The sequence below is a fragment of the Vibrio sp. TAP-3B genome (assembly GCF_057784735.1).
Genome location: NZ_CM173496.1, coordinates 524,292 through 536,356, shown reverse-complemented (window position 1 = coordinate 536,356; position 12,065 = coordinate 524,292). Strand labels below are relative to the sequence as shown.

The window sequence follows — 12,065 nt, the reverse complement described above, 5'->3', positions numbered from 1 at the left end:
TGGGTGGGGCTTTTTACACCCTAAATAAACTCAAAAATTAAGAGAGGATTGATTATGAAAAGAGAAAATATTGATATTTCAACAATGACACAGCAAGAATTAGAAGCATTGAAGCGACAAGATTCACAGTATCTGTTTGAGCAAACGGTTCTGTTCTTCAAGACTGATAGACCAATGACTCGTTCAGTGGTCGTAGCAATGATTTTACTTAGTGTAACGGATTTTGAATGTTTGCGTTTAGAGCGCTTGGATTTAACTGATTTAGATCTGCGTGGCGTGAACTTCTGCGGTTCAGTGATTAAGAACTGTGATTTTAGTGGTGCTGATTTGTCTAACGCCAGTTTTGAGTATACGGAAATCAAAGATTGCGATTTTACCGATGCGTTATTCGTTGAAACGTTTATGTATTCAGCAACGTTCAAGCAGTGTGATTTTGAAGGTGTAAACCTTCTATATGCAAGGGAGCGATCTGATGGATTTGAAGATAAAAATCTCAATGTGAATGTAGGCTTCCCTCAGAGAGCAATCGCAATCAATGTTGATAACACTATCGATGCAGATATTGCGTCAAAAGCTATGTTGAAGCTGGTCTCTTACCTGATGCGCCAAGGTTTTAAAAACAAATCTCAGTTAATCAGACTTTGTGAGCTGTTCATCAAGCCAAAGGTAAATGGCGTGATCTCAGAAGCAGCGTATCTGCCGCTTTTTGAAACGTCTTATGGCTATGTTACCCAACAACAAACAAACCAATAGGAGGGTGAGAGATGTGTAATTACAACAAATTACCTTTCGATGAGTTAGTCGATGTAACAAGTGATCCAAATTGCTGGCGCTGCGGTTCAAGTGATTACAGTGCTGGTAAAACAGAGTGTCATGGCGATTATCTAAACCAAGATGTTGAGTGTAATGACTGTTACTCAATATGGCAGTTAGTCTATGAAATTAAAAAAGTTTATGTTCCACAACAATAGGAGGATGATATGGAATTAATGACAAGTATTGAGCAAAAAGCTCAAGCGATTCTTGAGAAGAAGTATTTGAGCAAAATCGAAGAGCATAGCCAATGTGATACGTGGGTGGTTGAGCGTGTCGCTAACGATTTAAGTGTCACGCATAAAACGCTGATGTTCTCCATGCTACCAAAATACACAAGAGTGAAGGTGATTGAGAGTTTGATATTCCATGACGCTTTAACTTTCGATCATATAAGAATAGTTGAGCATGAGTTACAAAACACCAGTGATGGGTGTGTAGTTGATGACATGGATTTGTGTACCTATCACCGTGATGTAATGGCTTCTCTCAGCTCTTGTTGTAAGGGGGCGAAATGAACCTATATATCGTTGAGTCACAGTTTGAACAAATTGCAGATGAATGCATTCACTATGCAGCGGATCAGCCTATCTACATCTTATCAGGCGATGCTGAAATGCTGCAAGATTATGGCGAGGTTGAGGTTATTTCAGTAGAAAAGCTGTCAGTAACTTTATGCCACTTACCAACATTTAACTTTGACTGTGAAAAAATGGTCAATCTTTTTGAAAGAGTAGATGGTTATGCTGATGATTTTGTCATGCACGATCAAAAAGTCTATGTAGAAATACATAAGGAAGATGGTGTACGTCCTGTCGTTATCGATCTCGTTGAGAATTGGTACAATGAAGTGGTTTATTCTGTAAAAGCTTCTGATGGTAAAACATATTGTATTGATGCAGATTTAAATGATGCACTGAGTGTTGTTGCTTGTACGCAGCTCGATCTAAAAGCATTAATGAGAAGGTATGCACTTGGGTGGAGCGATGCTTATACAAGTTGGTTACAGACAGGTGATGATGATTATTTAGCACCGTTGGATAATCTTATTGATCTGGAAGTTAGTCGACTGATGTTTGATGATATTGCAGAAAAATTACGACCGTTAGATCAGCTTCCAGACTCTTATCTTTATATCGAACTGTATGAATATGAAGATTTAGAGCAATTTGTAATGAACAAGAACTACTCATCTTTGGCTAATAGTATTCTTACTGACGGATTGAATGGACTACTGCCTTAATTAGAGTTTAAAGATAGAGGTATTTATATGTATCTTATCAGTTATTTAATTCCATAAAAGACCGCTTGATGCGGTCTTTTTGTTATATCGTCAATCGTCTTTTAGGCGGTTCCGTCTTTAAACGCGCCATTTCGACATTCTTTTTATCTGCCTGTATCAATTCATCGACCTTGCGAGAAAGTGGCTTAGAAGCGGTGCTGTCGAGCTTATAACGCAAGTTTTCATCGGTAACAAGTTCCAGGCCATTCTCAACCTCACGCAAACCAGTGATGTACTTCCCAATTAGAGATGTAAATTGGTCGTCAAACTCTGCTTCTTCAGCAATATAGCATTGTAGAAAAAATTGAGATTGATCTGTTAAATCAATTCGTTGTGTCTCTTGCTCTAATTTCAGCGTGTGGCATTGCACTTTTTCAGTGATGTAGTTCTGCGCTTCTTTTGCTTGTTTGCAGACAGATAGTAACGCTTTCTTTTGATCCGCAAACTGCTGCGCCCAGCTTTCAAGATAAGCTGCATGGGAGTTGAACGTTTCTAAATCTTGGTCAAGACACATAAATAGAGTCGCTGTCTCCGCGATCAGTTCTTCTTTTGCATAACCTTGAGAGCCGAATGGGTTGCCTAACTTTCTGTCCAATCTGGATGGATGACCAGTGCTGTGGCTCAGTTCATGCAAAATAACGGCAAAACGTGCTTTATCACTTTTGAACTTGTCTCTTGGCGGTATCACGATATGGTCTTCTTTGACGTTGTAATAAGCTCTATCCTCGTCTTTTTCTATTACAGGAACGCTCATTGCATCGATGATGATCTCCGCTTTTTGAACAAAAGCGGAATCCTGCTCTGCTTCGCTCATTGTCTGATTGGCTAACACTTCTTGTTTGGCGAAATATGGCTGTTCGTCAATGTATGACTGAGGCAATAAGTGTTTGATTTTCTCTATCGGAAAAACACGATAAGCACGCAGCCCACGCTTTGCCTCAAAGCCCTTGTCTTTCATTTCCTTGAAGTTCATACCCTTAGTCAGTTTTTCGAACTGTGCCTTGCTGATTTTCTCCCCATCCTTTGCGTAGTTCTCTAAATATTTCACTACGACATTTTCAAGCTTTATGCCTTTGAGTGGCTTGTCAGGGTCAAAATCATCCGACTTTTCGGGTAGTTGCTCTTTATGCTTTTCAAGTATTTCAGACGCTTGTTTGAACGTGCTGTAGATCGGTACTTTAGTAGCGCTATTTTGCTGCGCTTCTAACAACATGATGATGTTGATTCCGTTGTATTCATTACCGAAAAAATTAAGCGGTAAAGCATTTAACGTTGAGCGATAGAAACTCACTTCAACATCACTGTCAGAGCTTGGCTTCTCGCTTTTTGGTTTAGAGAAAAAGTCGAACAGTCTATCTAACACTTGGTCTTGCTGGCTTTTTTTGTTCTTAGTGCTGCCAGTGGCACTCGATCTGTTTTTACTCATAAATACACTCCTTTGTTGATGAGCCTACTTATGTCGTATCACGCTTTTTAATATATCCAAGTTACTGAAATTATTGACGGTTGGATTTTCTTTTAGGTATTGGGTTTTTGCTTATTTGGTGCTTGTGAAAATGATCAGACTCTTGTTTAAAGTTCGATTTGTGGTATGCCATTAAGTAAACGAAAGGAGACAAAGGATGAGAAATGCGTATACCCAATTGATGATACAAAAGAGCAAATTGTTGTATGAAAGCCGACCTGAATTGTTTGAGCAATACGTTGCTTTTGCTAAAGAGCTGGAAGGTTCTGGTGATAAGAATATTGTGGCTGGATTGTTGCAGTATTTCTATGAACAGGACTTGTTAAGACCAGAGCTCATTCTGGAAGAGCGTAGCCCGTTTGCAGCTCAAATGCTCTTTAGCTATGAGCAGTATGATTTGTTTAAAGCGATGCTGATGGAGTATCAAGATCACGAGCAGATTGGTTTGTATTTGGCTGACAATGACTTTGACTTGCCTGACTGGGTGTTTGACTCGTTTAATCAGTCAATGCCTTTAAACCCACAGAGAATGGCTGAGATTAAGCAGAATTACCCAGCAAACCAAGTTGTGATTGGTTCAAGTGTTGATGTCCCAGAAGGGTTCTATTTTTCAGGCAAGATTCTGGCGAGTTTTAATGGTGAAGCTTTGCCTGTTGTGGCTTTTGATGTGTTAGATGAGCCGAAAGGAACAAATAAAATTCTCTCTCTGGATGCCCTTCGTAAGTTGCAGTGTAGCTCTACCATTTCCACTGCTGATAACGGAACGATGATCAAGGAATATAATGAGTTAAAGCAGCAAAAAGAGTGGTTAACTGACTACCTTGAACTACATAATGATACAACATTGCGTGAGAGTGTTTATTACCACAACGGTAAGCCTAAACCTCTTGCTTCAAGTCTTACGGAAAATGGCGTGCTATTGGGCAAAAGTCCCATTGTGGATGAGTTGATTAACGCTTTGCTGGTCGTTAAAGACAAACACATTCATGCCTTTCCGTACAAAGGTCAGAATGTTGAAAATCTGCGTATGGCCTTGGAAATAATCAACCAAGATGCGTTGTTTGATTTGGAAAAGATCACGGTAGGTGAAAAGGTCGATCAGCGTATCAAACTGGCGGTGCAGCAAGTTTGCTTCCCTGATAAGGTATTGGGACAAGAACAAGATAATCCATTTGAAGGTGTTGAATTAGACGTTGCTCAACCAGTGCCAAGTGATGAGCCAGATTATGAAGAACAGATCATCGCTGAATTAAGAAGGGAAGTCCAAGAGGGGTTATTTGAAGAGCCAGCGAGCGCGAAGCGTAAAGTTAAACGCTCTAAGGGATTGCGACTATGACCAAAAAAGAGTTATTAACACTGAGCTTTTTCGGTCATTTGTTTGATAGTGATTTTGAAACAATACCGTCAGCACAAGACGACTATTCCGCATTTGAAAATGCCTATCTTGATTTGAATGAGCCGTTTGTCTCAATGATGTTCAATCGCTTGAATCTGGTTCTGGTTGAAGCGGTTCAAGAGCAGAGAGAAGGCAAAGTAGAAGGAGCACTGCAAACAGTTAAACAAGCGTTTATGGCTTGTCAGTTTCAATGCCAGAATGAGCCTTATACTTTCTGGTATGGTTTTGGGGTGACAGATTGTAATGAAAAATTAGAGTCGATTTTGGCGCATCCGTCGGTAGCACAACTCTATGTTGTGTGCGAAAAGGCAATAGACGATTTGTTCTTCTTTGAGCAACCAAAGCGAAGTCAAACAAAGCCTCGCTTGAGGCTTGGTTAATCGTTCTGTCTGGCTATCGCTTGTGATAGACACGCTTTAATAACGTAAATCTCTGGAAAGGTGATGCGAAGGTTGTAGATCTTGAAGCACGGTGTGCAGTGTTGAAATATTTGACCAAAACTCATGGCTTCCATCACCAGAGTCTCAAAATCTCGATCTACCTGATATTGGTAAAAATCTCGAAATCCTTTCGCCATTCTGTCAGTGGCTTCTTGATAATCCGTTTCATCAGCATAGTGCAACGCTGTAAGTAGCTGCGATACATCTTTAAAAGCGATACCGACAGCAGCCAGCTCTTGCTTAAATCTTTGCCATAGTTGAGTATTACATCGTGCATATTGAATAGCAGTGAGTAGATTATCCGCATAGACGGTTGTCGCTATGTGGAAGCGCGAATGTTTTTCTACCAATGCGTCATACAGCTCAGTAATACTGTATGACTGACTTGGATTAATACCCGTTATAAGGTGAAACTCTTGCGTTAACTGTCGATAGAAGTGCTGCTGTGCTTTGTGATAAGTCTTAAACTGTTTGATGTTGCTGTGGTTGCGCTGTTGTTTCGCTGTAATCAACCAGTATTGCCTCATGCCAGTGATATAGACTAATTTTTTGTATTGCTGCATAAACGCTTCATAGTCATAGTTTGATAGTAGGCAAATATCCTCAATCGTCAGGTTGGAAGTGTAATTATTCAGTTGATTAATTATGGATTTCATCATTGACCACCCTGAGTTTTTCTCTTTATGAAACCCGCAATTTTCTTCTGTTCGGTTTTGTCATGATACCCCAGTAAACACTGGTATTTTTTAACCAACGGTTTGAAAAAATCGACTAAGAAGAGACGATCGGCTTCGCTGACCTGTTCTGCCTCGACCAACGCCTGTTGATAGGCTGGCAAACGCACAATATCCATTTGCTGTTTGGCTCTGAAAAACTGGCGATTGAAGCTCTGTTTGGAGATGCCTTGTTTGCACAGTTCTTGCTCAAATAACACTTCAAAATCGCTTTGGTTCGCAATCAAATCGATCACGCCTTTTAACTCACTCCTGTTTAGCTGATCTTCGATCTGCTCAATGCTCCAATTCATAAACTCTCCTTGTTTTAACGGTTACTTATTGGCTTACCACAGACAGGGTTATTTGCAATATTTCGCTGGCGTGATAAGACGGTTATGTACCCAAAACATAAGGAGTTTGTATGGATAAAAAAGCGTTTTTAGACGAAATTGAAGAGTTAAAGCAGCGAGAAGATTACAGTGGTCTTATCGTAAAAATTGAAGAGAGTGAGCCGAAAAACTGGTCGATTTTGGTTGAGAAATATCCTGAAAAATTGGAAGAAGCACAGTCGTTGTCGTCAGTTCAGCAACGTGTAAAAATTACGCTGTTTCAGCTTGAGAAACTGGCTGAAAAATACATAGAAAAACACGATATTGGTGTTGAAATCAGAGCGAATCAGAAAGAGGTCGATCGCCTACGTTCAAGAGTATTATCAAACAAAGACAGGTTGTTTGATTTTAACTCTGCGACACCGTTTCCGAGCCGTTGTACCTTCGCTGTCACTAAGTCGTTTTTGAAAGGTTGTCGTGACTATCTCCATACCGATTGGAGAGCAGAATTTTCTGATGATTTGCTGCGCTTTGAAGGACAAACACTACTCCTCGAATCTCAGCAAGGAAATCTGACAAAGTGCCTAAATGAAAAAGGGAAAGAGATTAAATTACACCCTCAAACACTCTCAGGGCTCATGCTCATCATCAACCACCACTGTGATACTCGTTATTGGTTGAAAATGGAAATGCCGCAAGAAATGCGCTGGGCACTGGAGCAAGGAGCGAAACGAGATCTCAGGGAAATTGTTTCATCTCTTGATACTGACCCACAAGTTAAGCGCTTGTTTTATCGCTGTGATTTTGAAGTGAGTTTAAAGCAATTCTGTAAAGCTCTGATTGAAGCGATTCAGCATATTCACACTTACAACCATTTGCTTGATGACCTTAGTGTTGATAAGAACAAGGATGTTGCCTTACGTGCCGTTTCAGATGCGCTTGATGCGATTGGTTGGGATCAGATCATGCTGGCAGAAGACCGCTTGGAAGCGTTGTCTTTGTTTAAGGAATGGGTGGATTTAATAACCAGAATGCTCAGTCATTACTTGTGGTATTATCATACGGAATGCCTAAAAAATTCGATGTTTGAGTTGGCAGAGTATTCGACAGCCAAGCCCAAAAAAAGGTGAGCCATTTGTGCTCACCTTGTCATTTGAATTAGAAAATTTGCGCACCACAAAATAGAACCAGTCTGTTTATGTGTATGACCGACCTCATAGTTTTAACTTTTTGGTCTTAGGAGCGGGTTCAGTTTTGTTCTTATTTGCCTTAGCGGTGCACTGCTCTATGCGCTGCTTCTGGCTATCAATCTGTTTCTTCACTCGCTCTCTCTGATCTGGCGAAAGGTACTCACTTTCAAGTAAATGCGTCCCTACCGCTTCACCAAACTGATACTGGTCAGGATTTTTCTTGCTGTATTTGACAAAGTTCTTCTCAAACCTTGCCAACTCTTGCTCAAGCTTCTCATCAATCATTCTTTGCAACTTTTTGTCACTGCTCATATTGTTATACTCAACCACAATCTTCTGGCTGTGCCTGTCCGTTGAGAACATGATTTCAAGGTGTAGATACCTTAAATGTTGTCTCCCAAAAGAATATTTCGCTGGTCTGATAAAGATTGCTTGATCATCGGGTAATGACTTGGCTTCACGAACCAACATCGAGTGTAAGACTTTAGCAGCACTTGGGGCATGCAGCGTATTCATCGTAATGCGAGAATAATTTTCATCAATCTGCCTTATCTGAATTAACGACTCGCCTTTGCGGTTGAAGACCGTGGTTTCATCATCATTCTCAAAGACCTCCAAGCCGTAATAATCAAAAAGCGACTGGTGACGATTAAGGTGAAAGTACTCCTGATAGACGTGGTTGTGCTGTTGGTTGTCCATCGAGAAAAACACCACCTTGCGATAGTTGATAGTGCGTGGCATGAACTCCATTAGTTCGCTCTGGTGCTGGCGAATGTCGTCCAAATCTAAACCAAAGTGCTGCGCTATCGCTTTGCCAGACAATTCTGGAGAGTTGAATAGTGAAGCGTTGTATTTTGTCGCTTTAAGGTTGTTTTGGCTGCTCACTTGCTTATTCTCATCCAATTTATGAAACGACAAATGATGTTGCTTGTTTAGATTCACTAACACGCCAGTGGCAAGGCATCGCTCATAGAACGTCTTAAATGCCTTGTTTCTGGCTTCCTTATGTTCGCTTGGTGGTATTTGACCTAACTCTTGAGAAAGTGCCTTATTCACAGCGTTAAGGTTGTTTAACAGTACCGTTTCCATCTTTTCGACTGGCGTTGTATTGCCGTAGCGTTGGCTTTGCTGCTCAAACTGGTGTTGTTTAACGAAGCGCTTTAACGATCGTTTCAACTTTCTGTTGATGAACGTCTCAATGCTCAGTGTGATTGGTACGTCTTGTTGCTGTATTTCAATTTGTTGATTGGGTTTAACCTTGATTGATAACCCCTCCTTCTGTAATTCAGCGATTTTTGCATGTAACGGATCATCGCTGTTTAACACTTCACTGAGTAACCCCTCTAAATCCCTGAACATTTTTCTAACTTCAAGCCAGTTTTGGCAATGATCTAAAAGGTATGTCAGATAGTCCCTACGAGCGGTTCTTGCTTGGTTCTTTTGCTGACCTGTCGCAACGCCTTGCTCTAAATACTGGGCGAATTGCTTTTCAATTTGCTTATGAGCCTTTTGCTTTGTTTCAGAGAAATAACGTGGGTTCATGTAGCGTTGAGTTGTTGGACAAAAAGCATGGGTATAAAAATGGATGTGCGGATTCGCTTCCCCTTCAATATGAAAATTCGAGACAAGCTCAATCTCTTCTGGCTTAGTCTTTTTCCCTTTAATTTTCTGCTCTTTTTTTATCTGGTTGTAGTAGCTTGCAAGATAGTGGCGAGTGATGTTTTCCATCATCGCTTTGGCTTGTGCTTCGTTACCACCAGATGCTTTTAATAACCTTTGGTATTCCGCTTGGGTAAAGCTCAATGAGCCTTGATAGTTGAACAGTTTCTGAGGATTTAAACATTCTTGGTAATCGTCCAGTTGCTTGGCTTTACGGCTGTTTTTCACGTAATGCTGAGTTATGTAGCGATGCTGCTCCAAACAGTAAGTATTCACTGAATCTGACAGTTCAGGTTGGCTTAATGAAGTGCCTTTGTGCGTGAGTAATGCACCTAAATCGGGCTGATTTGGGTTTAGAGCAAAAGAGAGATGGCTGCGCTTGTCGGAGTAGCGCTTGGTCTTCTTATGAGTGATGAGATAAAGGATGTGGTTGGTTAGCGAGCCTGTGTTTTTCCCTTTTCGTTTATTGTCGCAAGAGAAAGCGACTTTCTTCATTTTTACGATCATAAGTAAACGTCCTTGTTTACTTATGTCGTACCATATTTTATTGACTGTTCAAGTGACGTCATGCTTGCTTTAACTTTATGAAGTAGTTGGATCACGGCCTTCATCTTCTGCTTTATCGTTAAACTCGAATTACTTTGTTCTTGATGACAAGCCTTGATGTACTGGTTTAACTCAGCTAATTCTTTTGTCACGGTCTCAATCATTTGCTTGTTCTGCTCAGTGATGGTCAGTCGCTGAAACTTTGCTTTGCTTAACTGATATAACAGCTTATCAAGTTGAGTAAGTGGCTTTTGGATAGCAGTTAATTTTTGCTTTGCTCGGTCAAGATCTCGCAGTAAAGCTGTTTTGACTGGTGTTGAGAGATCTATGTCTTTTAACTGTAAATTGGCGATGTTAATGACCAATAATGCTTCTTCTTGTGCTTTACTCAATGGCTTGGTAGTGAATTGAGCCATCATCTTTTCAAATCGAACGGGATTGCTAACGGCGATGCGTCTTTTCGATTTAGTACTGCTTGATTGAGCCAATGTCTTTAGCTTCGCCTTATGCGCTTTAATAAACTGATCATCTTCACCTAATTGTTCGATCTTTGGCTGTGCTGTCTCGAAATCAAACACCAGTAGCAATTCTTGCAAAATATGCAGATACGTAGGTAAAAACTGGCGATTCTTAACAGTGAGTTGTTCTGCCGCTGCAATTATCTCTTCAATGGTTTGATACTGGCTTATGTCAAACTTAACAGGACTTGTATCAGGAAGGTCTGCTCTTAGCTTTGCATCTAAATCCAGCAATTGTTGTGCGTTTGGTGTGAACAGTGCTGATTGGTTGTTGTGAAGCGGTAAATCATGGTCCTGTAACGTTAATGTTTCACCCATAAACATCGCATTGATGAGTTGAGTTTTGTGTTTGAATCCGCATAGCTGCGTCAATTCAGATAGATACTTTTCGACCTCCTGATTGGTTGAGTAGTGGAAGAATTTTTTGCTCATTAATTCTCCTCAATCGAGTTATGAAAAGTTATCGGTTTTGATAACGATTCTTTTGAATGAGGTTTGAAGGTGATTGTTTTTTTTGTCCACAGTGGGGTTGTGGTTTGAAGAGTGACTTCTGTATTTGAGCGTCTGATTGGACGGTTTAACAGTGTATTTGTGTGTTTGATTTGTGGCGTCATAGCGTCTCCTTTTCCTGTGCTTATCTCTATGTTGTATCGCACTTTTCAGATATTGCAATAGCACTTCATTAAACGACTGTTAAGGAGTCAACGGTGACCGTTGATTAGGTTTTATACGATACGCCCACGCAGTGGGTAGGAGTGTAAACCCTTGTCTTGCAATGGCTTTTGGTCTTTTGATTTGAATGTTCTGTGATTTAAGCGGTTTCAGATACTCCCTTTTTAGATGGTAGGGAGTTTTGCCAGCTCACCAGTTTCATAACGTGTTGTTGGTCGATGGTCTACAGGTGGACAGTTAAGATGATATTCAGTTGAGTTGTCTTGGGGAGAAGATTGGACAATTGATTATCGATTTATGATAATCCGTCCCCCTTTTTACCAGCCAGAGAAAAAATTATGTCTACCCCTACCATTTTTGATAAGAAATCGATTATTGAGTCCATCAAGGCAGAACTTGAACCAACTCGTCATGATCGTTTCGCAACGCCTGATATGTCTTGGATAGTGCCGATGGTTAAGGATGAGTTGTTTGAGCAAACCCTTCTTCATACTCGTGGAAATCAAGCAAAAGCATCAAGACTATTGGGAGTGAACCGAGGCACTTACCGCTCAAAAATAAACGCTATTCGTGAGCGCAACGGTTGGAACGATTAACACTCTTCTCTTTCTCATGTCTTGTCAATCGCTCTAATCTCCAGAGCAAATCCGCCCCGTTGGGGGCACGTTCTGAAGTATCAGGCATGGTTTTCATGTATCTCATTGCAATTCTTGTTTTGGCTTTATCAGAAAAGGCGAACTTGTTCGCAGAGTTTGGATGATGATGAACGGTCAACGCTTGCACTGGGCTTCAAGACAAAAGGAAAATGAAAAGGGCTGTTTTTTTAAAGTGTGACGAGTCGGCTGGCTGGTCAGCGACTTTATATTAAAAAAAGAAATTATATTAAGATTATTAAAGATATTAAAAGAGGTGGGCACTCTATCAGGATTATCGGACGTTTCATCAGAAAAACGTAGACGGTTTATCAAGGTCGAATGGACTGCTCACCAACTTGTTCGTTTTTGACCTTTCTCTCATTGACGAATGGCATAGGGTGGAC

Annotated in this window: 13 protein-coding genes; 8 read left to right on the top strand and 5 right to left on the bottom strand. The window is 40.6% G+C overall.

Going from position 1 to position 12,065, the window contains the following annotated elements; all coding sequences use genetic code 11:
• The first annotated feature begins 54 nt into the window (after positions 1–54).
• The 4 genes from AC3D28_RS16925 to AC3D28_RS16910 are packed head-to-tail and all read left to right on the top strand — an operon-like array spanning position 55 to position 2,056.
• Positions 55–753, top strand: coding sequence for a pentapeptide repeat-containing protein (locus AC3D28_RS16925; RefSeq protein WP_140279576.1), 699 nt, complete (start codon positions 55–57; stop codon positions 751–753).
• 11 nt (positions 754–764) lie between these two features.
• A complete protein-coding gene (locus AC3D28_RS16920; RefSeq protein ID WP_140279574.1) occupies positions 765–971 on the top strand; it encodes a hypothetical protein in 207 nt (68 codons plus the stop codon).
• Between the two features lie 9 nt (positions 972–980).
• Positions 981–1,331: a hypothetical protein gene (locus tag AC3D28_RS16915; RefSeq protein ID WP_140279572.1), complete on the top strand. Its 351-nt coding sequence runs from the start codon at positions 981–983 to the stop codon at positions 1,329–1,331.
• Positions 1,328–2,056, top strand: coding sequence for a hypothetical protein (locus AC3D28_RS16910; protein ID WP_228084350.1), 729 nt, complete (start codon positions 1,328–1,330; stop codon positions 2,054–2,056). The genes AC3D28_RS16915 and AC3D28_RS16910 overlap by 4 nt, the downstream gene beginning before the upstream one ends.
• A gap of 82 nt (positions 2,057–2,138) precedes the next feature.
• On the opposite strand, the gene AC3D28_RS16905 is transcribed toward AC3D28_RS16910, so the two are convergent.
• The gene (locus AC3D28_RS16905) at positions 2,139–3,521 is read right to left on the bottom strand and encodes a zincin-like metallopeptidase domain-containing protein (protein WP_140279568.1); all 1,383 of its coding nucleotides are present in this window, start codon (positions 3,519–3,521) and stop codon (positions 2,139–2,141) included.
• Positions 3,522–3,717: 196 nt separating this feature from the next.
• On the opposite strand from AC3D28_RS16905, the gene AC3D28_RS16900 reads away from it, so the two are divergent.
• Both AC3D28_RS16900 and AC3D28_RS16895 read left to right on the top strand, forming a co-directional pair.
• A complete protein-coding gene (locus tag AC3D28_RS16900) occupies positions 3,718–4,896 on the top strand; it encodes a hypothetical protein (RefSeq protein ID WP_488536773.1) in 1,179 nt (392 codons plus the stop codon).
• On the top strand, positions 4,893–5,336 hold the full coding sequence (locus AC3D28_RS16895; protein WP_104975193.1) for a hypothetical protein: 444 nt from the start codon (positions 4,893–4,895) through the stop codon (positions 5,334–5,336). Before AC3D28_RS16900 ends, AC3D28_RS16895 begins: the two co-directional genes overlap by 4 nt.
• Here the strand turns inward: AC3D28_RS16895 and AC3D28_RS16890 are convergent.
• Both AC3D28_RS16890 and AC3D28_RS16885 read right to left on the bottom strand, forming a co-directional pair.
• Positions 5,333–6,055 carry a hypothetical protein gene (locus tag AC3D28_RS16890; RefSeq protein ID WP_140279564.1) on the bottom strand — a complete coding sequence of 241 codons (723 nt, stop codon included), beginning with the start codon at positions 6,053–6,055 and terminating at the stop codon, positions 5,333–5,335. The genes AC3D28_RS16895 and AC3D28_RS16890 overlap by 4 nt on opposite strands.
• Positions 6,052–6,423 carry a hypothetical protein gene (locus AC3D28_RS16885; RefSeq protein ID WP_104975195.1) on the bottom strand — a complete coding sequence of 124 codons (372 nt, stop codon included), beginning with the start codon at positions 6,421–6,423 and terminating at the stop codon, positions 6,052–6,054. The genes AC3D28_RS16890 and AC3D28_RS16885 overlap by 4 nt, the downstream gene beginning before the upstream one ends.
• A gap of 110 nt (positions 6,424–6,533) precedes the next feature.
• Here AC3D28_RS16885 and AC3D28_RS16880 point away from each other — a divergent pair, with 110 nt between their 5' ends.
• Positions 6,534–7,571, top strand: a complete 1,038-nt coding sequence (locus AC3D28_RS16880) for a hypothetical protein (protein ID WP_193295739.1) — start codon at positions 6,534–6,536, stop codon at positions 7,569–7,571.
• Positions 7,572–7,655: 84 nt separating this feature from the next.
• Here AC3D28_RS16880 and AC3D28_RS16875 read toward each other — a convergent pair whose 3' ends face one another.
• Positions 7,656–9,797 carry a hypothetical protein gene (locus AC3D28_RS16875; protein ID WP_488536772.1) on the bottom strand — a complete coding sequence of 714 codons (2,142 nt, stop codon included), beginning with the start codon at positions 9,795–9,797 and terminating at the stop codon, positions 7,656–7,658.
• 20 nt (positions 9,798–9,817) lie between these two features.
• Positions 9,818–10,786, bottom strand: coding sequence for a hypothetical protein (locus AC3D28_RS16870; RefSeq protein WP_238794130.1), 969 nt, complete (start codon positions 10,784–10,786; stop codon positions 9,818–9,820).
• A gap of 578 nt (positions 10,787–11,364) precedes the next feature.
• Between AC3D28_RS16870 and AC3D28_RS16865 the strand changes: the two genes are divergently transcribed.
• Positions 11,365–11,622 (top strand): helix-turn-helix domain-containing protein, encoded by a 258-nt coding sequence (locus AC3D28_RS16865; RefSeq protein ID WP_488536771.1) that lies wholly within the window; start codon positions 11,365–11,367, stop codon positions 11,620–11,622.
• Positions 11,623–12,065 lie beyond the last annotated feature (443 nt).

Coding starts and splice junctions, on each gene's coding strand:
- AC3D28_RS16925 (WP_140279576.1), top strand. CDS start 55: ATGAAAAGAGAAAATATTGATATTTCAACAATGACACAGCAAGAATTA.
- AC3D28_RS16920 (WP_140279574.1), top strand. CDS start 765: ATGTGTAATTACAACAAATTACCTTTCGATGAGTTAGTCGATGTAACA.
- AC3D28_RS16915 (WP_140279572.1), top strand. CDS start 981: ATGGAATTAATGACAAGTATTGAGCAAAAAGCTCAAGCGATTCTTGAG.
- AC3D28_RS16910 (WP_228084350.1), top strand. CDS start 1,328: ATGAACCTATATATCGTTGAGTCACAGTTTGAACAAATTGCAGATGAA.
- AC3D28_RS16905 (WP_140279568.1), bottom strand. CDS start 3,521: ATGAGTAAAAACAGATCGAGTGCCACTGGCAGCACTAAGAACAAAAAA.
- AC3D28_RS16900 (WP_488536773.1), top strand. CDS start 3,718: ATGAGAAATGCGTATACCCAATTGATGATACAAAAGAGCAAATTGTTG.
- AC3D28_RS16895 (WP_104975193.1), top strand. CDS start 4,893: ATGACCAAAAAAGAGTTATTAACACTGAGCTTTTTCGGTCATTTGTTT.
- AC3D28_RS16890 (WP_140279564.1), bottom strand. CDS start 6,055: ATGATGAAATCCATAATTAATCAACTGAATAATTACACTTCCAACCTG.
- AC3D28_RS16885 (WP_104975195.1), bottom strand. CDS start 6,423: ATGAATTGGAGCATTGAGCAGATCGAAGATCAGCTAAACAGGAGTGAG.
- AC3D28_RS16880 (WP_193295739.1), top strand. CDS start 6,534: ATGGATAAAAAAGCGTTTTTAGACGAAATTGAAGAGTTAAAGCAGCGA.
- AC3D28_RS16875 (WP_488536772.1), bottom strand. CDS start 9,797: ATGATCGTAAAAATGAAGAAAGTCGCTTTCTCTTGCGACAATAAACGA.
- AC3D28_RS16870 (WP_238794130.1), bottom strand. CDS start 10,786: ATGAGCAAAAAATTCTTCCACTACTCAACCAATCAGGAGGTCGAAAAG.
- AC3D28_RS16865 (WP_488536771.1), top strand. CDS start 11,365: ATGTCTACCCCTACCATTTTTGATAAGAAATCGATTATTGAGTCCATC.